General features: G+C 37.7%; 20 protein-coding genes and 1 tRNA gene. 9 read left to right on the top strand and 12 right to left on the bottom strand.

Annotation, left to right across the window (positions count from 1 at the left end):
• Position 1: 1 nt before the first annotated feature.
• The 3 genes from dsbG to H4J50_RS07845 are packed head-to-tail and all read left to right on the top strand — an operon-like array spanning position 2 to position 5,077.
• Positions 2–766 carry a thiol:disulfide interchange protein DsbG gene (dsbG, locus tag H4J50_RS07855; RefSeq protein ID WP_182255525.1) on the top strand — a complete coding sequence of 255 codons (765 nt, stop codon included), beginning with the start codon at positions 2–4 and terminating at the stop codon, positions 764–766.
• Positions 767–810: 44 nt separating this feature from the next.
• Complete coding sequence (locus H4J50_RS07850; RefSeq protein WP_182255523.1) at positions 811–3,951, top strand: efflux RND transporter permease subunit; 3,141 nt, start codon at positions 811–813, stop codon at positions 3,949–3,951.
• A 1-nt stretch (position 3,952) separates the two neighbouring features.
• On the top strand, positions 3,953–5,077 hold the full coding sequence (locus H4J50_RS07845) for an efflux RND transporter periplasmic adaptor subunit (protein WP_182255521.1): 1,125 nt from the start codon (positions 3,953–3,955) through the stop codon (positions 5,075–5,077).
• 229 nt (positions 5,078–5,306) lie between these two features.
• On the opposite strand, the gene H4J50_RS07840 is transcribed toward H4J50_RS07845, so the two are convergent.
• From H4J50_RS07840 to H4J50_RS07795, 10 genes are all read right to left on the bottom strand, one after another.
• Complete coding sequence (locus tag H4J50_RS07840; protein ID WP_182255519.1) at positions 5,307–5,696, bottom strand: hypothetical protein; 390 nt, start codon at positions 5,694–5,696, stop codon at positions 5,307–5,309.
• A 118-nt stretch (positions 5,697–5,814) separates the two neighbouring features.
• On the bottom strand, positions 5,815–6,147 hold the full coding sequence (locus tag H4J50_RS07835) for a DUF6488 family protein (RefSeq protein ID WP_182255517.1): 333 nt from the start codon (positions 6,145–6,147) through the stop codon (positions 5,815–5,817).
• A gap of 48 nt (positions 6,148–6,195) precedes the next feature.
• Entirely contained in the window at positions 6,196–6,771 is a 576-nt protein-coding gene (locus H4J50_RS07830; RefSeq protein ID WP_259366199.1) for a hypothetical protein, read from the bottom strand.
• Between the two features lie 35 nt (positions 6,772–6,806).
• Positions 6,807–7,505: a HupE/UreJ family protein gene (locus tag H4J50_RS07825; RefSeq protein WP_182255515.1), complete on the bottom strand. Its 699-nt coding sequence runs from the start codon at positions 7,503–7,505 to the stop codon at positions 6,807–6,809.
• A complete protein-coding gene (locus H4J50_RS07820) occupies positions 7,498–10,659 on the bottom strand; it encodes an efflux RND transporter permease subunit (protein ID WP_182255513.1) in 3,162 nt (1,053 codons plus the stop codon). The genes H4J50_RS07825 and H4J50_RS07820 overlap by 8 nt, the downstream gene beginning before the upstream one ends.
• Before the next feature lie 19 nt (positions 10,660–10,678).
• Positions 10,679–11,914, bottom strand: coding sequence for an efflux RND transporter periplasmic adaptor subunit (locus H4J50_RS07815; protein ID WP_182255511.1), 1,236 nt, complete (start codon positions 11,912–11,914; stop codon positions 10,679–10,681).
• A 3-nt stretch (positions 11,915–11,917) separates the two neighbouring features.
• Entirely contained in the window at positions 11,918–13,231 is a 1,314-nt protein-coding gene (locus tag H4J50_RS07810; protein ID WP_220466134.1) for a TolC family protein, read from the bottom strand.
• Between the two features lie 123 nt (positions 13,232–13,354).
• The gene (locus H4J50_RS07805) at positions 13,355–14,323 is read right to left on the bottom strand and encodes a M56 family metallopeptidase (RefSeq protein WP_182255509.1); all 969 of its coding nucleotides are present in this window, start codon (positions 14,321–14,323) and stop codon (positions 13,355–13,357) included.
• On the bottom strand, positions 14,323–14,709 hold the full coding sequence (locus tag H4J50_RS07800) for a BlaI/MecI/CopY family transcriptional regulator (protein WP_182255559.1): 387 nt from the start codon (positions 14,707–14,709) through the stop codon (positions 14,323–14,325). Before H4J50_RS07800 ends, H4J50_RS07805 begins: the two co-directional genes overlap by 1 nt.
• A 611-nt stretch (positions 14,710–15,320) precedes the next feature.
• A tRNA-Ser gene (locus H4J50_RS07795) sits at positions 15,321–15,411 on the bottom strand.
• 161 nt (positions 15,412–15,572) lie between these two features.
• Between H4J50_RS07795 and H4J50_RS07790 the strand changes: the two genes are divergently transcribed.
• The 6 genes from H4J50_RS07790 to H4J50_RS07765 all read left to right on the top strand — a co-directional run bounded on the left by H4J50_RS07790 (position 15,573) and on the right by H4J50_RS07765 (position 18,507).
• Entirely contained in the window at positions 15,573–16,169 is a 597-nt protein-coding gene (locus H4J50_RS07790) for a DNA-3-methyladenine glycosylase I (RefSeq protein WP_182255507.1), read from the top strand.
• 161 nt (positions 16,170–16,330) lie between these two features.
• Entirely contained in the window at positions 16,331–16,996 is a 666-nt protein-coding gene (locus H4J50_RS07785) for a Bax inhibitor-1/YccA family protein (RefSeq protein WP_108456134.1), read from the top strand.
• A 129-nt stretch (positions 16,997–17,125) separates the two neighbouring features.
• A complete protein-coding gene (gene tusD / locus H4J50_RS07780) occupies positions 17,126–17,503 on the top strand; it encodes a sulfurtransferase complex subunit TusD (RefSeq protein WP_108456135.1) in 378 nt (125 codons plus the stop codon).
• Positions 17,503–17,880 (top strand): sulfurtransferase complex subunit TusC, encoded by a 378-nt coding sequence (gene tusC / locus H4J50_RS07775; RefSeq protein WP_182255505.1) that lies wholly within the window; start codon positions 17,503–17,505, stop codon positions 17,878–17,880. The genes tusD and tusC overlap by 1 nt, the downstream gene beginning before the upstream one ends.
• Position 17,881: 1 nt before the next feature.
• Positions 17,882–18,178, top strand: a complete 297-nt coding sequence (gene tusB, locus H4J50_RS07770) for a sulfurtransferase complex subunit TusB (protein ID WP_182255504.1) — start codon at positions 17,882–17,884, stop codon at positions 18,176–18,178.
• A complete protein-coding gene (locus H4J50_RS07765; protein WP_182255502.1) occupies positions 18,175–18,507 on the top strand; it encodes a TusE/DsrC/DsvC family sulfur relay protein in 333 nt (110 codons plus the stop codon). The genes tusB and H4J50_RS07765 overlap by 4 nt, the downstream gene beginning before the upstream one ends.
• A gap of 137 nt (positions 18,508–18,644) precedes the next feature.
• On the opposite strand, the gene H4J50_RS07760 is transcribed toward H4J50_RS07765, so the two are convergent.
• Entirely contained in the window at positions 18,645–18,845 is a 201-nt protein-coding gene (locus H4J50_RS07760; RefSeq protein WP_182255565.1) for a hypothetical protein, read from the bottom strand.
• 209 nt (positions 18,846–19,054) lie between these two features.
• Entirely contained in the window at positions 19,055–20,506 is a 1,452-nt protein-coding gene (locus H4J50_RS07755; protein WP_108456140.1) for a glyceraldehyde-3-phosphate dehydrogenase, read from the bottom strand.
• Positions 20,507–20,769 lie beyond the last annotated feature (263 nt).

Genomic DNA, 20,769 nt, shown 5'->3' with positions numbered 1-20,769 from the left:
TATGAAGATTTCAATTTATTTTACATTTCTGCTGCCGTTAAATCTTATTGCTGCAGAAACAGTTAACTTCCCTGCCCCCTTAACGTTATTCACTCAGCAAGGTGGTGAAGTGGTCAGTTCTTTTAAAGCGCCGGCAAATATGACTGGCTATATCGCTAACTTTAACAATGAGACGATTACTTTGTATGTCACTGAAGACGAAAAGTACTTATTTACCGGCCCATTAATGGATGCTGAAGGTAATTCTGTAGGTGAAGAAAAGCTGAATGCTTATGTTAATGGTCCAAAGGCGGTTAAGAATTGGCAAGCCCTTGAAGACAGTTATTGGGTAAGAGATGGCTCTGAGTCAGCCAAGCGTATTGTTTACACTTTTACGGATCCCAATTGTCCTTATTGTAAACAGTTATGGCATAAGGCACGGCCTTGGGTTGATTCAGGAAAAGTGCAAATTCGTCATATTTTAGTCGGTATTTTAAAAGCAGATAGCCTAGGAAAAGCCGCGGCCATATTAAGCGCTGATAATCCTGAAGAACAATTGAACAAATTATCTGGCTCAGGATTATTTCAGTCTATAAAACCAATTGAAAACCCAGAAAAAATGATCCGTGACAAGCTAATTAACAACTATAAAACCATGCTGTCTTTAGGTGCCCGCGCGACTCCAGCTACTTTTTATCTAAATGCAAACGGAGAGTTTAATAAACAAATTGGCTTGCCTCCTGAGTCAATATTAGCCGATATTTTTGCCCCAAATGTCGGTAAGTAGAGTTTAGTCAGATGAATAATATTTTATTAACAGAGGCTAAATAAATGTGGTTAGTTAAGCTCGCGCTTCGTCAACGTTATACGGTTGGCGTATTGGTTATATTATTGTTGCTTTTTGGCATTAGGTCTTTACAAAAAACATCTACTGACATTTTACCTTCAATTGATATTCCCTATGTCAACGTATTGTGGCAATACCCTGGTCTTAGTGCCTCTGAAATGGCGTCAAAAATTTCATCATTTAGTGAAATTGCCATCATGAATAATGTTGACGATGTAAAGCGTGTTCAATCTGAAAATGGTAATGGCTACTCGCTCATCCAAGTCAGTTTTCACCCCAGAGCAAAGTTAGCGGTGGCACTATCGCAAATTACCAGTGTCTCGCAAACCATACTAAAGCGGCTACCAAACGGAATGACTCCACCGTTAATAGTAAATTATACGACGTCAAGCGTACCTATACTTCAACTCGCCGTTTCTTCTCAAACAATGACTCAGTCACAGCTTTATGATTACGCTCGACTCACTCTGAGACGACAATTGCAGTCAATACCGGGCTTACGATTGAGCCTACCTTTTGGTGGAGCTCCTAGACAACTAATGGTAGATATTGATCCCGATAGATTGCAGGTGCATGGACTAACAGCAAAAGAAGTAGCTATGGCTATTTCGCAACAAAACATTACGTTACCTGCTGGTATTTTACGTGAAGGAAAAGTGGCCTTTACCGTTTCAACTAATGGCAGTCCGGAAGGTGTAGATGAGTTTAAAGCTATCCCCATTAAAAATAGCGAACATGGTCTAATTCAACTTCAAGATGTTGCAACGGTTCGTGATGGTGGCGCGGTTGCAACGAGTTTAGCTCGTGTAGATGGGCAAGCAGGCGTTATTGTTTCTATTTTAAAACTAGGGAATTCATCTACCGTTGATATTATTAATGAAATCAACCGTCGTTTACCAAACATACAAAACGGTGCACCTAAAGGCTTAACCTTAACGCCTATATTTAACCAATCTAAATTTGTTGTGGCTTCTAGAAATGCAGTGTTAATTGAAGCGGTAATAGTCGCCCTATTAGTTGCTCTCGTCGTTTTAATTTTTATTGGCAGTGTTCGCAGCACAGCCATTGTGCTTACTTCTATTCCTTTAGCCCTTTTAGCTTCTCTTACAGGGTTAACGCTTTTTGGCCACACATTAAACCTCATGACACTAGGAGGGCTAGGGTTAGCTATCGGTATATTAGTTGATAATGCCTTGGTTGAAATTGAGAATATTAACCGTAACTTAGACTGTGGAAAATCAATTCGACAAGCTGTAATAGATAGTGCCAAGCAAGTGGTATTTCCTGAGCTTGTTTCAACGATGAGCATATGTATCGTTTTAATGCCTATATTCTTGTTAAGTGGTACAAGCGCATACATTTTTGAGCCTTTAGCCTTAGCGGTTCTGCTCGCTATGATTGCATCATTTATACTCTCAAGAACATTGGTGCCCATACTCGCATTTTTATTACTGAAGAATGAACGTGAAAATGTAAATCGAAATTCATTAGTGCATAAAGTCCACATTAACGTTGAAAACAAATTAGACCGTATTATTGCGGTGCATCTATTAAACTTAAAGCGACTATTGAGATGCCGCATCTTAGTACTCACTGGAGTGAGTATCTTGGCCAGTATCATATTTGCCTCTACGTTTATGATGCTAGGAAAAGACTACTTTCCTAAATCTGACGCGGGCGGAATTCGACTACACCTTAGAGTTGAAAATGGTGTGCGACTAGAAGAAGCTGCAAAACAGTTCGCGAATGTTCATCAATTAATTAGAACGATAATCCCTGCAAACGAAATTCAGGCCATTGTTGAGAATATAGGGCCACCAGATGCTATAAACCGAACTTGGATTAGCTCTATGATTAGCACGTCTTCTGAAGGCGAGATATTAGTACAGTTAACCCCTGGTCATGCACCAACTGACCTTTATATTCGAAAAATCAGATCTCAGTTAGCGTTACAATTCCCTGACTACCAAGCGCTCTTTCGTCCTGCTGATATTATTTCCCAAACACTTAATGGCACGGCGAGTTCTGCCATTGAAGTAAAAATTACGGGCCGAGACATAAAAGGAAATTTACAGGCCGCAACAAAACTAATGAGCCAGTTAAAAAATGTTGAAGGTGTTGCTGATATTATCATTGATCAAGTTACGGCCTGGCCTGATATCAATCTCAATATTGATAGAATACTTGCAAAAAAACTAGGTGTGAATATGACTGACATAAGTCAAACCCTATTAGTGAGTTTAAGCTCTAGTGCAAACTTATTCCCCAACACATGGGCAAATAATGGCATCAGTTATATTGTTGCGGCACAAGTTCCGCCCTATCGTTTAGACTCGTTAAACACGTTGTTAAATACACCAGTTAAGGCCACTAATTCAGCTCAGGGAACCGTATTATTAAAAAGTCTAGTGAGTGTAGAAAAACGCGCTCGACCAGCGTTAATTAAACGTCAAATGTTAGCCCCCACCATCAGTATATTGATCAACATTGATCAACGCGATTTGGGTTCGGTTTATACCGACATCGCAAACAACGTTGCGTCGACAAAGGCTACTCTTAAAGCTGGCAATAAAATCATCATTGAAGGACAAGCACAAGACATGCTACTAGCCTACAGTGACTTAGCTAAGGGTATGGCGATGGCTGCAGTTTTAGTATTTTTATTGATGGTAATAAATTTCCAATCTTGGGCCTTGCCACTGGTAGCTTTAAGCGCAATGCCTATGGCCATTACTGGCTCTCTGCTTGCTCTATTCCTGTCAAATACGCCGTTAAGTGTCTCCGCATTTATGGGCATGATTATGGTAATGGGAGTAACCACGGCAAATAGTGTTTTAGTTGTCAGCTTTGCCAGAGCTGAAATGCTTGCGGGAAAACTAGCAAAAAACTCAGCATTATCTGCGATAAAGACCAGGTTTCGACCCGTAATTATGACAGCTATAGCTATGTTGGTTGGCATGATCCCCATGGCATTAGCATTGGGAGAAGGAGCAGAACAAAACGCTCCTCTTGCAAGAGCTGTTATTGGAGGCTTAATTTTTGGCACACCAGCAACTTTGACATTAGTACCACTAATACTGAGCTTTCGAACTAAGCCAATGTTTCAAGATCTCGAGGAAAACTAAAATGACAGAATGTAAAATAAAAAGTAGTACTCAAGCTAAAATCCAATGTACTGCATTGCATAAAGTTCAGCATAACATTGTACTTATTGGCTTACTTTTATTAACGCCAACATTGACTGTGCAAGCAGAAACGAATTCCCAATCAAGTTATCAAACCGCTAAGCTAACAAAAGTTTTAGATAAAAAAACGGTGAGTTTGCCAACTGTTTCTCAGGCAAAACAAACGACAAAGTTATATTCTAGAGCCAGTGGTTATATCAAAGAACAATATGTAGAAATTGGTAGTGCGGTCAGTAAAGGCGATGTACTTGCAGTAATTGACGCTCCTGAGATTAAACTGCAAGAGCAACAAATACTGGCTGATATTGAGTTTGGCAAAGCCGAGCATGAATTAAATCGATTAACGTTGAAACGAGCCAAGCAGTTAATAAAAGATAACTTAATTAGCAAAGCTGAATTAGATAGGCTGGCCATTCAAACAGAAAAATCAAAGGCTAAAATAGCGAGTTTGTTCGCACAAAAAGAACAAAACCAATTTCAACAATCATTACTTATTATAACGGCACCAATTGCTGGATACATTACCGATAAAAATATTGAGATAGGCGACATGATCAATGGAGGTAGCAACCCATTAAATAACTATCTTTATAAACTACAAAATATCGATGATTTGAAGTTGATTACATACGTACCACAAAACGAAGTTAGTAAAATATCAATTGGGGATACTATCAATGCCACGTTTACAGGCTATGAGGGCATATTTGTATCTGCGACCATTTCTCGTAAGGCGCAAGCAATAAGTGTTTCATCCGGAACTATGCTTGTTGAAGCTGAGTTTGACAATAGTAAGTATAATCTACCAACCGGTCTTAATGGAATCATCAACTTTAAAATCAAAAACACTAAACTTGATCGGCCAAGATGGAATGCGCCTTTAGCAGCGCTTACCTATCATCAAGGAGGACCCGCGATTGCGACCGTTAGCGAGAATAATATTCAATTTCAAAAAATCGACATAGTTTCACAATCAACCGACAGTTTTATATTTGTCAGTCCAAATCCAATTTACAAAACAGTTATACTGAACCCTAATGCTTTATTGAATCATATAAGTCATTAGGGTTCAGTTTTTGACGGAAAGTCTACTTGTTTTTTTGAAACTCAGATACAAATGAACAGAATGCCAAGTATAACTTTCTTCCTATGTTATTTAACTAATAGCGCTTTAAGATGAGATACACATTTATTACTTTGTCTGCTTTTATTTCATTTATACAGCAACCTAAACGTTTAATGCGAGCCTGGTTCTCGTCACTTTTCTACATTGCCGCGTCCTTATAGAAAAGTATTTAATGGCTACTTTGAAAGTTAGGAGAGTTCTGATCATGAAATTCAACTTTAATTAATAAATTTTCGGGTAACTTTTTTGGCAAAATAACGGAGAAATAATCACCACCTCTACGCATACTTCGATGGCCTACAGGCACTATAGTGTGCAGCAGTAATTTCCCTTCATTTGAAAATGCACTAACGTCAATGTGGCCATTACGAGCAGCAAAACGTTTGGATTTCTTAAAATAGCCACTTACTTTAATTGCTCCATCTGTTTTAAAGGCAATGACATTTTCAATCTTCCATGTTTGAGAGTTTTGATTGAGGATTTCGGTATTTATTGGAATACCTGCACAGCCGTATAGCATAGCTACAATAGTCATTAATATTGGTAAGTTACACTTCATGGTTGAACTTTCCCACTTGGTTAAATTTATAATATGTTCAAATGTTTATTAATTATAAGTGTTTTGGTTCATTAGCTTTATTGGAAGGAGGGAATGTTGCCCCCTTCCATTTTCTATATTAGAATTTAGCTTCAGAGTTAACCTTTAATACATCACCAGACATGGTCATCAGGAAATAAATTGTTTTATTTCCTGACACATTCTTCGCACTAACAACATATCGGTTAGCTTCTGTTGCATGAAGTTTGAAATTTTTTGTAGTCAAATTCTTCCAAGTATCACTTAATTTTCCAACTTTAAAGCCCAAGTCTTTGAAAGTAAGTTGTTTAGTGACTTTAGTTGCAATTTCTATCGCTGCTTTAGGGCTTATATTTCCGTGGTCAGAATGTGCAAATGCTGAGCTTTTGCTAAGCATTAATGTAATAAATAGGGCTGTAATTAGTTTTTTCATTTTGTAACTCCAATTGTTTAATTCAAATTTAAAGTGTATTGATAGTGATTATTTAAGGCCATGCTGCGCATATTCGCCTTTGACAATAAGCTGTACAGTAATCGGTGAATCAGTAGTGTTTTTCCAGTACCAGCCCTGAGAGCCAGAAAATGGCGCTGTAAAGCTACCTTTCATCTCACTCAAAGTTGCTATGGCATAGCTTTCAAAATAGCCTGTTGTGTCGCCTTCAGGTTCTCCGTGTAGGTCAAAGTACAATGCAGCACCATCGGTTATCCATTCGTACTCAAGATTTTGATATTGCGCCATGATAAATTTGTACTCAACACCACGACCGGCAGGAACAAGCACTTCTATTGTTTCTGAATCTCCTTTTGATTTTTTTGATGCTTCCAGTGTTAAGAGTTGATCGGCACTTGCATCCTTTCCTTGATGAAAAATAGTTAAGCCAAGTTCATGCCCAATTCCGGTAGGGTCGATATCATATTCAGCAGGCAATATAATGATTAACAGTGTAAATGCTGCGAATACTATGCTGAACATCGTATATTTGAGCAGCGCAGAGTTTGTTAATACCATCGTTTGTGGCGTTGCTTGTTGCATTTTTTCTTGCCCTTTATCTTGCATAGTCTTATCTCTTAAAATAGGTAAAATTTAATCAATTAGTTAATGAAATAGCCCGTAAGTTGTAAACCGACCAACATAAACCCAGCGCTCATTAACAAGCAGTTCGTATTTTTCGCAAAGCGAGTAAAACTGCTATGCGTACGCCAAAAATTAATAATTAATAATATAAAAGCCAAGGCGGTAAATTGCCCTAATTCAACCCCAACATTAAAGGCGATTAAGTTGGTAATTAAACCGTCATCGGGAATTTGAAACTCTTGCAGCTTAGTTGCCAATCCGAAACCATGAAAAAGGCCGAAAATTAATACCGCTAATTTAGCATTGGGTGATTTGCCAAAAAGCCGATCAAACCCTCCTAAGTTATCAAAGCCTTTATAGACCACAGACAGACCGATAATGGCATCAATTAAGTAAGCGTTAACTTGAATATCGCTGATCACACCGAACAACAAGGTTATGCTATGGCCTAGCGTAAACATGCTGACATATAGCAAAACATCTCTGCTTCTATATAAAAAGAACAACACACCGACAAGGAATAATAAATGGTCGTACCCTGTCACCATGTGCTTAGCACCGATGTATAAAAATGGAATTATCTGTACACCCGTATTTTGTTGTAAAAATGCACGTGTACTATCGTCTACACCATGAGCAAATGCTTCTATTGGTAGCCATAGCGCCATAAGAGCGATAAGGCTTAATAAGCCATATCGCTGATAATTATTAAACATTCACTGTTTCCTTTGTGTCAGCGGTTGAAGAAGTTGTCCCTTTAAGAAAGGTTTCTTTGTGGCTGTGTAATAAACGGTATAAAGCAGGTAGTACAAATAGGGTTAATAAAGTAGATGAAATTACTCCACCAATGACAACTGTTGCTAACGGACGTTGCACTTCAGAGCCAATGCCAGTATTAAGTGCCATAGGTACAAAACCTAGTGAGGCAACAAGTGCGGTAGTTAGCACAGGTCTAAATCTTGTCAAAGCCCCTTCAATAATGGCGATATCTAGTGCAGCACCCTCACGTCGCAGTTCTCTGATAAATGACACCATTACTAAACCATTTAAAATAGCGATTCCTGATAAAGCGATAAAACCTACAGCTGCTGATATTGAAAATGGAATATCACGCAGTAACAAGGCAAAAATACCACCGGTTAATGCCAAGGGAACACCTGTAAAGATAATCATCGAATCTTTAAATGAGCCGAGTGCTAAGAATAATAAACCGATGATCATCACGAGGGTAATAGGCACTACAACGGATAGTCTTTTTGATGCGGATTGCAGTTTCTGATAGGTGCCTCCGTATTCAATCCAGTAACCCGCAGGTACTTCAACAGAGCTTACAATAGCGGCTTGAATATCTTGAACAAAAGAGCCTAAGTCTCTTCCTCTGACGTTAGCAGTAACAACCACTCTACGTTTGCCATTTTCTCTATTGACTTGATTTGCTCCCTCAACCAATTCAAGATCAGCTACTTCTTGCAAGGGCACATACTTACCTTCATTTAGTGCTATTGGTAAATAAGCTAGAGCGTCAACATCTGTTCTTAGATCTTCAGGAAGACGAACAACAATATCGGATCTCCTATCACCTTGATAAAACTTACCTGCAATGGTGCCACCTAAGGCAGTTGCCAGCTGATCTTGTAACTCTTTTATACTAATGCCATATTTTGCCAGTTGTTCATGGTTAGGGTTAATGGTCATCATAGGAAGGCCTGTTGTTCGTTCAACTTGCACATCTGCTATTCCCTCTACATTAGCAATAGCGGTATTGATACTGTTTCCTAATGTCGTTAATGTTTCAAAGTCATCACCAAAAACCTTGATGGCAAGCTCAGCCCGAACACCGGCAAGTAACTCATTAAAGCGCATTTGAATAGGTTGAAGAAACTCATAGCGATTACCTGGAATAGGCTCTACTACTGCTGCTAGTTCTTCGACAAATTGCGTTTTAGGCTTGTTAGGATCAGGCCATTCGCTTCGTGGTTTTAAAATAATAAAATTATCAGCAACGCTCGGTGGCACGGCATCAGTTGCAACATCTGCGGTACCAATTTTGGCAAACACACGCTCAACTTCAGGCATCTGATTGATTTTTTCTTCCAAAACTTTTTGAAGTTCAACTGCTTGTGATAACGAAGTGCCAGGTATGCGTAATGCGTGCATAGCTATATCGCCTTCATCCAAATTTGGCACGAACTCACTACCCAATTTGTTGACTGAAAAACCAGCGACTCCAACAAGACCAATTGCAGCTATAACAACAAACCAACGAACCTTAAGCGCAAAAGTCAACGAAGGTCGATAAAGTGCAAGTGAGGATTTTATGATGATGTTTTCTTTTTCTTTTACTGGACCTTTGAATAAAATAGCAATAGCCGCAGGGACAAAAGTTACTGATAAAAACATAGCGCAACATAAAGCGATAACAACGGTTATTGCCATAGGATGGAACATTTTCCCTTCAACCCCTGTTAGTGCAAAGATCGGCAAATAAACTGCTGTAATGATAAATACACCAAATAATGCCGGTCGAATAACTTCCTTAGTGGCATCAAATACGAGTGATAAACGTTCATTTAACTCCATAGAACGTCCATTTGAAGAGGCTGCACTAAGCCTTCTCATACAGTTCTCAACAATAATAATGGCTCCGTCTACTAAGAGACCAAAGTCTAAGGCCCCTAAGCTCATTAAGTTGGCGCTAACTTTAGTTTGTACCATACCTGTAATCGTCATTAGCATGGCAAATGGGATCACGGCAGCAGTGAGTAAAGCGGCTCTCATATTCCCTAATAATAGAAATAGCACGACAATAACTAATAATGCGCCTTCTAAAAGGTTCATTTTTACCGTATCTAAGGTTTTCTCGACCAATTTAGTACGATCATAAACGGCGGTAACGGTTATCCCTGTCGGTAAACTTTCTTTCACTTCCTCTAATCTTAAGCCGACAGCTTTAGCAACTCTTTGGCTATTTTCCCCAATGAGCATAAAGACAGTACTCATCACCACTTCTCTACCATTTTGAGTGGCAGCACCTGTTCTTAATTCTTTCCCTTCCCCAACATTAGCAACATCCGAAATACGGACCACGCTACCGTTGGTAGATTTTACAGGTATGTTAGCTAAGTCTTTTAAGCTTTTGGCTTGTCCTGGAATACGTAATAGCCATTGAGCACCATTTTTTTCAATAAATCCTGCACCCTTATTGTCATTATTGTTTTCTATTGCTTGAATAACATCTTGCTGACTAACACCAAAAGTCAGCAACTTTTTAGGGTCGAATGCAACGAGGATTTCACGTTTAAAGCCGCCAATAGGGTTAACTTCAACTACCCCTTGAACCTGCATTAACTGAGGACGAATAATCCAGTCATGTACAGTCCTTAAGTCCGTCGCAGTAATCAGTTCACCTTCGTCATTACGTGCGCCTGGCTCGGCATCAACAGTGAACATAAATATTTCACCTAATCCGGTCGCTATTGGGCCAAGTTCTGGCTCTAAACCAAAAGGTAAATCAGATTTCGCAGAAAGCAGTCGTTCATTAACAAGTTGCCTTGCAAAATAAACATCGGTTTCATCACTAAATATGGCGGTAACTTGCGATAAACCGTAGCGAGAAACAGAGCGTGTGCTTACTAAGTTAGGTATACCAGCTAACGCAGTCTCTAATGGGTAAGTCACCCGTTGCTCTACTTCAAGCGGAGTATAGCCAGGCGATTCTGTGTTGATCATTACCTGTACGTTAGTTATATCAGGAACGGCATCAATTGGTAATTTGGTGAAATTCCAAATACCTAGTGCTGCAAGTGCTAGTACGACTAACATAATGATAGAACTTTTACGGATAGAAAATCTAAGTAAATATTCGAGCATAATTAAACCTTAATAATCCTTAATGATCGTGTGAGGCGCCAGATTTTTCAATATCGGCTTTGAGGATATAACTATTCTCTGTGACATATTCAGTGCCTAAGGAAATACCACTTAGCACTTCTATTTCATCGCCGACTACTCGGCCAAGTTCGAGCATTCTTACTTCATATTCGTTACCCACTTTGGCATATACAACTGTAAAGTCTCGAAAGCTCTGCAACGCTTTACGTTCAACAGCCATAGCAACATCGTATGAGCCAATTTCAATGTCGGCACTAACAAATAAACCTTCAGATAACACAGAGTCTGGATTGTTAACTAACACACGAAATAGTTTCGCCTGATCATCTCTGACTTTTAGAACTCGACTATCAATGGTGCTGACTTGTTTTGCTTCAACACCATTTATCGTCAACGTGGTTTTGGCGCCGAGGCGTATAGTTGATAAATCTTTTGGAAAAACAGCTAGCTCAGCGATTAATGTTTTATCGTTGGTGATTTGTAGTAATGAACGACCTTTTGATTGCTCTCCAGAAGTCACATTAACCTTCGTTACTATGCCATTTTGGGCAGAAAGTACCTTGTAAGATTGCAGACTTTCATTACTTTCTACAGTAAAGAGTAGTTGCCCCTTTGTGACAGAATCTCCCAGTTTTACATGTACTTTTTCAACAAGCCCATCAAACCGAGCATACACGTTGCTAGTTGCATCAGCGGGCAAGGTTAACCTGCCATAGACTTCAACAGTTTCGTGAAATGTGGATGGTGCTACAAAGTCAGTGATAATTTCCATTGCCTGGGCAATATCGTCCGCAATTTTGGTACGACCTTCAAAATTGTCATATTGCCAATCATAGGTTTGCCCCTGATATTTAGCGTAAAGTGAAACCAGAAATGAGTGTGGTTCATAAATAACCATGTCGCCACGAAGGTATTCTCCTTCCTGATAAAAATTTATGTCATCTATGCCATCGCCCAACCGAGTTAATTTTACATTGAGCTCTACTTTTGATGGATCTATAGCTTTACCATCCATTGTTGCCCACACGCGAAATTCTGGTGGAACACCTGTTTCAAAAATGGCTAACTCTATAGCAAAATCACCTTTTCTCAGCATTCGACCACGATTAGGGCCTTTCTCTGGTTCAGATTCTTCTACTTTTTGCTCTGAAATGGCAAAGCTAGAGAAACTCGCACTTAAGCCAACAAAGCATAGCGTGCCTATTAACGTTAATATTTTAAATGTTGATCTCATGGGTTATTTCTCGTTACTTGTTTTGTTAAAAGGAGCATTAGAGGCTTTATTGATGGCAACTAGGGACGTACCCGTTAACCGCTCTATTTCAATATTGTTTAAATGCGCATTTTGATAAGCGCCTATCAAATCTGATTGAGCATTTATTAATGCTTGTTGCGTATTCATCCACTCGGTATAGCTATACATACCCACGTTGTAGGCTGTCTCGGCTTCTTTAAAGGCTTGTTCTAACAATGGAATGACTTTCTCAGTTACCGCGTGAATAACATGTTGGCTGTGTTTCATTTGCTCTATCAGCACATATAGCTGCGTGTTGAGCTTATGAACGAGGGCTAGTGACTCTGCTTCTAGTTCATTTTGAGTGGCATGTAAGGCTCTTATTTTCCCTTCATTTTGATTGGTATCACCAAAGGGGATCGAAACCCCAGCTACTAAGCCGAAATCATCAGTTGTTTGATAACGACGCAAACCAGTTGAAAATTGCCATAAGGGTTTAGTCTCAATACGTGAAAGCTCAATTTCAGACTGAGCAATTCGTTTTTTGGTGGCGAAAAGGCTAACAGAAGGGGTCTGTTTAAGTTTATTAACTAAAGAATTAAAATCAGAACCAGTCGCTAACGATAAGTTTGGTAAAGATAATAATGACCCGATCACCTTACTCTTTTTATACTGTTCACTAAGATTTACTGCTTGAGCTTGTCCACCCCATTGAGCAAACAGTTGATATTTACTTGCATCAACTTCGTGAGTTAAATCTTCAACGTCCAATTCACGCTTAGCAACTTCAGCTTGAGCTTTTAATTTATCTACTCGGGATGACTTTCCCACTTTCACACGACTATCTATGGCTTTTAATGAATTCTTCGCTTGTTTTAGGCTGAATTTTGCTAACATCAATCGTTCTTTATTAACGAGAACTTGAATAAAGTATCGTGCCGTTTGTGCCGCTAAATCCAATGTTTTAATTTCACGCTCTAAGGCAACAGTAGAGCCATACTGTTTAGCTGTTGCCATTTTGCGCTTCACTAATTCCCCATCTAAAAGCCAAGATATCGACAAGGTAGATTGTGCACTTTTAAAGCCACTATGTTCACCAGTACCTAAGGCATCTTCAATTGTAAAGCCGATTTGCGGTCTAGACTGAACTCCAGCTTGCTGAGCATAACCTGAGTAAACCTCTGCTTTAAGTACAAATGATTTAAGTTCAGGATGCATACTGATGGTTCTTGAAATTGCTGATTCTAAATCAATGGTTTGCAAAGGACTTTGTTGAGCAAAAATAACAGTTGGCACTAGTGATATGAATATCAGCATGATGCTCTTATGTTTGAGGTTAACACTTGTAAAAAACCGACTGCCAATCGGCTTTTTACAAGTGCGTATTTTAAAGTAGCGTTTCATTGTTAATACCTTAGCGTAAGACTTTAGATGAGTGTTTTAATGCGTAAATAGGGTTTCAATAACGTGATGTAAGCTATCTACAGATGTTGTTGAAATCAAAACTAAAAAAAGTATGGCTATCAAAACACCTCCCTTGGGAAATGTTTTGAACTGTTTGTCATTGAGTAAATGTAGTACTCGTTGTTCAATAGCGTGTCGACAGAAGTGAACAAATAACTCACTGTTATATTGTGGGTGAACTGAGTAGTTAGCTGCCAATTTCGTAAATTTTATCAGGGTACTAGCGACATTGTTTGACTGTTGTTGGTTCTGGACAAACAAAGAATCAGCGTCTTGTTCCATAGATAGAGACATCATGGATAGTAATAAATGCTTAATATTAGTTGCAAAATAAGCTGAGAAAAATGAAAAAAGCCATTTTTTCATTGGATCATAATGGTGTACATGAGCTAACTCATGCTGAAGGATGATTTCTATATCATCAGCGCCTAGTTGCTCAATAAGACCCGTTGAAATAAAGCACGAAGGATTGAACATCCCTCCTGTGAATGCTGTTGGTAGAGGTGACTCAATGATAAATACTTGTTTACTCTTCTCTGTCCCAAATCTACGCAAAAGACTGATCTGCTGATGGTTATGATAAAGCACAATTATTTTTTTTGTAAAAATATATAGACTGAAACCAACGAAGATAAGCAAACTAATACTATGCCAACTCAGGAAATAGAAAATATCTGAATGATGCCAATGCGCTAAGTCAGTCAGCCAATTAGAAGTCGAATCATCTTGAAATAATGGACTAAAAAAAAGTGTGACACATACAGCAATAAACCAAGGAGTGAGCACAGATAACCATAATAATGATTTACGTGTAGTGACAGCATAATCAGCTAATCTCCCCTTTAGAGACCAAAATACCGCTGAAACAAATATGTTAGCTACTATAAAGGCTAATACCCCTACAGCAAGCAAATTCAATGCTAATGCCCATTGGTCATAAATCATTATTCAGCATTCTTCTGTAGTTTTTGACGTTGCTGTTCAATCATTGCCTCTAACTTATCAAGCTGTTGTTCATCTAAATCTTCTGAAATAGAAGAGAAGGCAGCAATGACACTATTCTCATCTTTAGAAACAAAATCATGAGTAACATTTTTGATAAGCTGGCCTATTAATTCATGACGTTTAACTTTAGGGTAGTATTGATAAGCATGGCCGCTTTTCTCTCTGCCAAGCAAATCTTTTTTAAACAATCGCTCTAAAGTACTTTGTATAGTATTTAATGAACCACCTCTATTTTTTTCAAAATAACTAAACACTTGTTTAGCATCAGCAGGTTGTATTTTCCAAAGATATTCTAAAACTTGTTTTTCTAATTCACCGAGTTGCATAGATTTTTTCATCACTATAAATTCTGGTGTGATATTGACACACTAAAAACCGATAGGCAATCGGTATTTAGTGTTTTTTACGGTTATATATTCATATTAACTTTTAGAAGTGGTGTATGGGCTTTGTTGTTTTATTCGGGTAGTTGTTGTGAAATGATTAGTACATGAGTGTTCTTAAATCACCTGCTTTACTTAGCTACAATCCCCAAAGTTGAACGTTCATTTTATCTAAAAATTGGTATCTCAAAGTATATTGATGCAAATACAAGAAATAATTCACTTCCTCAAGCATCTAAAATATTTAAACAGGAAGTAGCAGAATTGCACCGTTGTTTTCAGGCTGAGCAAATTGTATTGTAAGAGGAAAAACAAGAAGGTTTTGTTATCCCCCCTCCTATTGAGATTTAAGGGATACTCTAAAGTGCTTATGCAGTTGCCATTAAAATCAAAAGTTAAACAAGATTATTATGCACGACTAAAATCAGCCATTGAAGAAACCAAAGATTATGATGAATTCATAAAACTTTAGTGTTTAATGTAAATTATATTCGGAAAGTATTCGGAAGTGCCAAAAAGGAAAAAGGGCTGCACTTTGTGCAGCCCTTAGAATGTGGCGGTGAGATAGAGATTTGAACTCTAGAAGGGCTACAAACCCTTGCCGGTTTTCAAGACCGGTGCTTTCGACCACTCAGCCATCTCACCTGAAGTTCAAAAGCATTGCTGCTTGAGAACGGAGCGAATAATAAAGGCTCGAAATTCTCTTGTAAAGGATTTATTCTATAAAAAAGTTTGTTTGCTAAAAAAATCAACAATTTGCCATATATTTGAGCAAATAAGACCGATTTTCATATTGAGGAATGCTAGTGAGTGAAAAAAACCTATGTCGCTGTTCGTGGTTAGATACAACTAAAGACGATTACGTTGCTTATCATGATGAAGAATGGGGAGTGCCTGTTTATGATGATCAAAAGCTATTTGAAAATTTAACTCTTGAATCTGCGCAGGCAGGATTAAGTTGGTACACAATTTTAAAACGTCGCGAAGGTTATCGCACCGCATTTGAGAACTTTGACGTGCATAAAGTTGCCCTTTTCAGCGATGCTAAAGTTGAAGAGTTAGTACTAAATAGTGAGATTATACGCCATCGAGGTAAAATTCTTGCCGCGATTAATAATGCTAAACTCTTTATAGAAATACAAAAAGAGTTTGGCAGTTTTAGTCATTATATGTGGAGCTTTGTTAACCATAAAACTATTGTTGGTCATTGGGCAAAACCAGCTGACTACCCTGCCACCACTAAAGAATCAGATGCTTGGAGTAAAGACTTAAAAAATCGAGGTTTTAAATTTGTAGGCTCTACGATTTGTTATGCGCATATGCAAGCTTGTGGCATGGTGAACGACCATAGCAGCGACTGTTACAAACGCTCACAAATTATCGATGAGTTTCAACAAGGTTAAAGATAGTATTTAAAAATATAGCGTGCCATAATATGTCATGTGGTTAATAGTTATTTATCATCTTTACCGATGAATTAAAGGTTAAATATTTGATTTACCCTTGAACTTTTAACATTTGCCCACATCTAAAAAATATATTTAGCATACTTAGAGGAAATTTTATGCAATCAAATATTAGTGTAAATGCTAGTAGAAGTTCAGCGATTGAAATTAACAAGGTTTTGAAAAACACCTATATGTTACTTTCAATGACTTTGGCGTTTAGTGCCGTAACTGCTGGTGTTTCTATGGCGATGGGCTTGTCTCATATGGCTGCCTTAGTAATGACCTTAGTTTCATTCGGTTTATTATTTGTTGTAAATAAAAATGCCGATAAAGCGAGTGGTATTTTTTGGATTTTTGCCTTCACTGGCTTAATGGGTGCATCTTTAGGCCCTATGCTTAATTATTATGCTGCAATGCCAAACGGCGCATCAATGATTATGCAAGCATTAGGTGGAACCGCATTAATTTTCTTTGCTCTTTCTGGTTACGCGTTAACGAGCAAAAAAGACTTCTCATTTATGGGTGGTTTTTTAATGGTTGGTTTAATCGTTGCCGTAATTGCAATGGTAGCAAACATCTTTTTCCAAATTCCTGCTCTTTCGCTAGCGATTAGTGCTGCAATTATTATGATTATGTCAGGTTTAATTTTGTTTGATACAAGCCGCATTATTCATGGTGGTGAAACAAACTATATTCGTGCAACTGTTTCTTTATACTTAAATATTTATAATATTTTTGTGCACTTATTAAGCCTTTTAGGTGTTCTAGGCGGCGATGACTAATAAGCAGTTAAAAAATCATTTAATGTGATTAGTAATTGTTTATACTTACCGTATAAAATATAAAGCCTCATTATTGAGGCTTTTTTATTATCTACTTTTTATTAACATTGCAATTGCACAAGGCAAAACATGAAAAATACATTGGCTTTGGTGGTTACTACTCCACCTCACAGTAACTTAACCACCAGTGCAATTAATCTTGTTCGTGCCGCTGTTAATAACGATGTTGAAATTTTAGGTGTCTTCTTTTATCAAGACGGTGTATTAAATGCAGCAAAAAATTTATCTATTCCTAGTGATGAATATCAAACATTAATACAATGGCAAGCGTTAAACCGTGAATATAGTGTACCGTTATATTTATGTATTACTGCTGCAGAAAAACGTGGTTTAAGTGATGATATTAGCAACCAAGCGCTTTCAAATATCGACCCAGCTTTTATAGTGTCAGGCTTAGGTGAGTTAGTTGAGTTAACCAGTAAAGCTGAACGCGTGGTGCAATTATAATGATTGAAAATAATACTCGTGATAAAACAATCGCTATCATCAATACACAAGCGCCCTTTTCAACAGCTGTAGGAAAAGAAGCGTTAGATGCGGCATTAATTTTTGGCTCTTATGAGCAAGCTACATCGTTATTCTTTTTAGGTGATGGTGTATTTCAGGTGATCGGGGATCAAAACGCTTCAGCCATAGAAATTAAAGATTATTTGAAAACGTTTTCAGCATTAGAGTTTTATGACATTGAAAATATATATGTTTGTAAATCATCATTACAAGAAAGAAATTTATCTGAAAATTTTCATATGAGTAATATACAGGTATTGTCCAATAAAGATTTTAGTCAACGCTTACATCAACACAACGTGATTTACAGGTTTTAACATGGCAACGCTACATATTATTAGAAGTTCAGGCTATAGCAGTAATGCACTAGCACAATGCCTTAGCATGTTGTTACCACAAGACAATATATTATTAATGGATGACGGCTGTTATAACTTAAGCCATGCTTTATTACTCAAAGCGCTGAAAGATGACCCTGAATTAACTGCCTATGTTGTAAGCGAACACGCAAGTGCTCGTGCTCAAAGCAGTAGTCATAGCGATTTTATTTTGACGACATTAACTGAAGTAGTTACCTTACTTTTTAAACACGACAACTCGATTACCTGGTCATGACAATAATTTATAATAACCAAAATATAGCCACCGACAAGCAAGGCTATTTGCTCGATTTTACCCAATGGAATGAAGACATTGCAGCTCTGTTAGCTGAATCTGATGACATTGAACTGTTAGAAGCTCATTGGGAAGTTATTCGCTTTGTTAGAGACTTTTACTTAACTTACAACACTTCTCCTGCGATCCGCGCTTTAACTAAAGCTATGAAAGCTGAGTTTGGCGAAGAAAAAGCCAGTAGCCGATATTTATATCGTTTATTTAAAGAAGGGCCAGCCAAACAAGCAACCAAGTATGCGGGATTACCTAAACCTGCTAGATGTATTTAAGCGTTAATTTACTCAAATTGATAAGAATACTGTGTAAGTTGTAAAGATTTAAATGTGATGTGTTAGTGAGTTGCATTAGCTAAACTGCGCAAACTTAAGCTGTTAATAAATGCCTTTCTTAAGAAACTTTAAATGGCCTAGGCTTTAATATTGATATTTTGACCAATATTACCGACAACAGCTAAGCTTTCGTTACCAACAGATGCAGATTCAATAAGTGCTAATGCCATCTGACCTTCTAACTCGGTTTGTGACTTACTTAGGTTAGCACTTTTAACTGCGAGTATAGTTTCAGTGCTCATAGGAACTGTACTATTTGTATTTAATTCTACTGACATTTTACCCCACCTTATAATTAATCACTTTAATAACCTATAATCATATATCGACAACATGCGCTAAGACTTTAGCGTTGATCAGTATTTAGCCATAAAAAAAAGCGCTTACCTATCAGGTAAACGCTTCTTGTTAATAAATCAGGTTAAATAACAACACCCCTGATTACATAAGCTTTATTTGAACATTTAAAAAAACTTGAAATGTTCGCTTAGTTAACCGGTAATGTTGGTACGTTAATATCAGCCATTGCTAGCATTACGCGCACAACCTGACAGCTGTAACCAAATTCATTATCGTACCAAACGTAAAGTACGGCACGGTCACCATCAACAATAGTCGCTTGAGAGTCAACAACACCGGCGTAACGAGAACCCACTAAATCAGTTGAAACTATTTCTGTAGAAGCAGTGTAGTCAACTTGGTTTTGTAATTTAGAGTTCAAAGAAATTTTACGTAAGTAATCATTTAATGCTGCTTTGTCAGTCTCTTTTTTCAAGTTAAGATTCATAATAGCCATTGAAACATTTGGCGTAGGAACTCGAATAGCATTTCCTGTTAATAAACCTTTTAACTCTGGTAATGCTTTTGCTACCGCTTTAGCTGCGCCAGTAGTACTGATAACCATATTTAATGGAGCACTGCGACCACGACGAGGAGCTGGATGGTAGTTATCAATTAAGTTTTGATCGTTTGTATATGAATGAACAGTTTCAACATGACCGTTGCGAATACCAAACTCATCATTTAATGCTTTAAGCACAGGTGTTATCGCGTTAGTAGTACAACTTGCTGCAGAGATAATTTTATCGTCCGCTAAAATCATATCGTCGTTAACACCGAATACGATATTTTTGATATCGCCTTTCGCTGGTGCTGTTAATAACACCTTAGCAACACCTTTTGATTGAAGATGTTGACCTAAGCCTTCTTCATCACTCCAGATACCTGTATTATCAACAACTAAAGCATCATTGATGCCGTATGCTGTGTAATCAATTTCAGATGGAGATTTAGCATAAATAATTTTTATGAATGCGCCGTTAGCTTTAATAACGTTATTTTCTTTATCAATAGTAATGCTGCCATTAAAAGCACCATGAACAGAATCACGACGAAGTAAACTCGCACGCTTTTCTAGATCATCTTCTTTACCTGGACGAATAACAATCGCACGTAAATTTAACTTAGCATTGGGTCCAGCGCGTTCAATAAGTAAACGTGCAAGCAAACGACCAATACGACCAAAACCATACAGTACAACGTCTTTAGTTTCTTGTACGTCATTACCCTTTGCAACAATAGTTGCCAGCTCTTTTTCTAAAAACTGTTCAATTGATAAGCCATTAGCTTCACCCTTGAATAAGTAACGATAGGCTAATTTACCTACATCAATTCGTGCAGGCGCTAATTCCATTTTGGCTAACGCTTGTAAAAATGGGAAACTTTCGCGTAAACGCAACTTGTTTTCTTCGTGTAATGCCACAGATCTGTGAGCTTTAATAATGTCGATAGCAGAAGCATTAACTAGTGGACGACCATAAATAGAAATTTCAATTCCTTTATTTCTAAATAATTGTCCTGTGATCGGCTGCATGTTTTCAGCGAATGTTTGGCGCTCTTGCCAACTAGTTTGGTATTGTTCCTCAAGATGAGAAGTCATTGCGTAAACCTTTTATATCAGTCAATTGAAGATGGGTTATTAAAATGTAAAGCTGTAAGTCGTAATGTTTAATTACTAAATCCGGAAGATATTGTAATGCAACATGAAATATTTCGCTACCGGTTACAGAGGTTTTCAGGCATAAATAATCAAATAAATTAATTTTATTTAAATACTAACTATTTTTTATTTACGGATGGACTAATAGAGACATTAAGGAGCTAAAACGCGCTGTTTTGTTTATTAATATGTATCGAAAAGTG

The sequence above is a fragment of the Colwellia sp. 6M3 genome (assembly GCF_014077595.1).
In the GTDB taxonomy this organism is placed as follows: Bacteria; Pseudomonadota; Gammaproteobacteria; order Enterobacterales; family Alteromonadaceae; genus Cognaticolwellia.
Note: the sequence above shows the minus strand (reverse complement) of the source record. Positions and strands in the feature narration are given on the sequence as shown.

Bases quoted from the DNA above. Each gene is read 5' to 3' on its own strand.
- H4J50_RS07760 (WP_182255565.1), bottom strand. From the start codon at position 18,845: ATGTCAGTAGAATTAAATACAAATAGTACAGTTCCTATGAGCACTGAA.
- H4J50_RS07755 (WP_108456140.1), bottom strand. From the start codon at position 20,506: ATGACTTCTCATCTTGAGGAACAATACCAAACTAGTTGGCAAGAGCGC.
- H4J50_RS07810 (WP_220466134.1), bottom strand. From the start codon at position 13,231: ATGCTGATATTCATATCACTAGTGCCAACTGTTATTTTTGCTCAACAA.
- dsbG (WP_182255525.1), top strand. From the start codon at position 2: ATGAAGATTTCAATTTATTTTACATTTCTGCTGCCGTTAAATCTTATT.
- H4J50_RS07835 (WP_182255517.1), bottom strand. From the start codon at position 6,147: ATGAAAAAACTAATTACAGCCCTATTTATTACATTAATGCTTAGCAAA.
- H4J50_RS07850 (WP_182255523.1), top strand. From the start codon at position 811: ATGTGGTTAGTTAAGCTCGCGCTTCGTCAACGTTATACGGTTGGCGTA.
- H4J50_RS07830 (WP_259366199.1), bottom strand. From the start codon at position 6,771: ATGCAAGATAAAGGGCAAGAAAAAATGCAACAAGCAACGCCACAAACG.
- H4J50_RS07815 (WP_182255511.1), bottom strand. From the start codon at position 11,914: ATGAGATCAACATTTAAAATATTAACGTTAATAGGCACGCTATGCTTT.
- H4J50_RS07845 (WP_182255521.1), top strand. From the start codon at position 3,953: ATGACAGAATGTAAAATAAAAAGTAGTACTCAAGCTAAAATCCAATGT.
- tusB (WP_182255504.1), top strand. From the start codon at position 17,882: ATGGCAACGCTACATATTATTAGAAGTTCAGGCTATAGCAGTAATGCA.
- H4J50_RS07825 (WP_182255515.1), bottom strand. From the start codon at position 7,505: ATGTTTAATAATTATCAGCGATATGGCTTATTAAGCCTTATCGCTCTT.
- H4J50_RS07765 (WP_182255502.1), top strand. From the start codon at position 18,175: ATGACAATAATTTATAATAACCAAAATATAGCCACCGACAAGCAAGGC.
- H4J50_RS07785 (WP_108456134.1), top strand. From the start codon at position 16,331: ATGCAATCAAATATTAGTGTAAATGCTAGTAGAAGTTCAGCGATTGAA.
- H4J50_RS07805 (WP_182255509.1), bottom strand. From the start codon at position 14,323: ATGATTTATGACCAATGGGCATTAGCATTGAATTTGCTTGCTGTAGGG.
- tusD (WP_108456135.1), top strand. From the start codon at position 17,126: ATGAAAAATACATTGGCTTTGGTGGTTACTACTCCACCTCACAGTAAC.
- tusC (WP_182255505.1), top strand. From the start codon at position 17,503: ATGATTGAAAATAATACTCGTGATAAAACAATCGCTATCATCAATACA.
- H4J50_RS07840 (WP_182255519.1), bottom strand. From the start codon at position 5,696: ATGAAGTGTAACTTACCAATATTAATGACTATTGTAGCTATGCTATAC.
- H4J50_RS07800 (WP_182255559.1), bottom strand. From the start codon at position 14,709: ATGCAACTCGGTGAATTAGAAAAACAAGTTTTAGAATATCTTTGGAAA.
- H4J50_RS07820 (WP_182255513.1), bottom strand. From the start codon at position 10,659: ATGCTCGAATATTTACTTAGATTTTCTATCCGTAAAAGTTCTATCATT.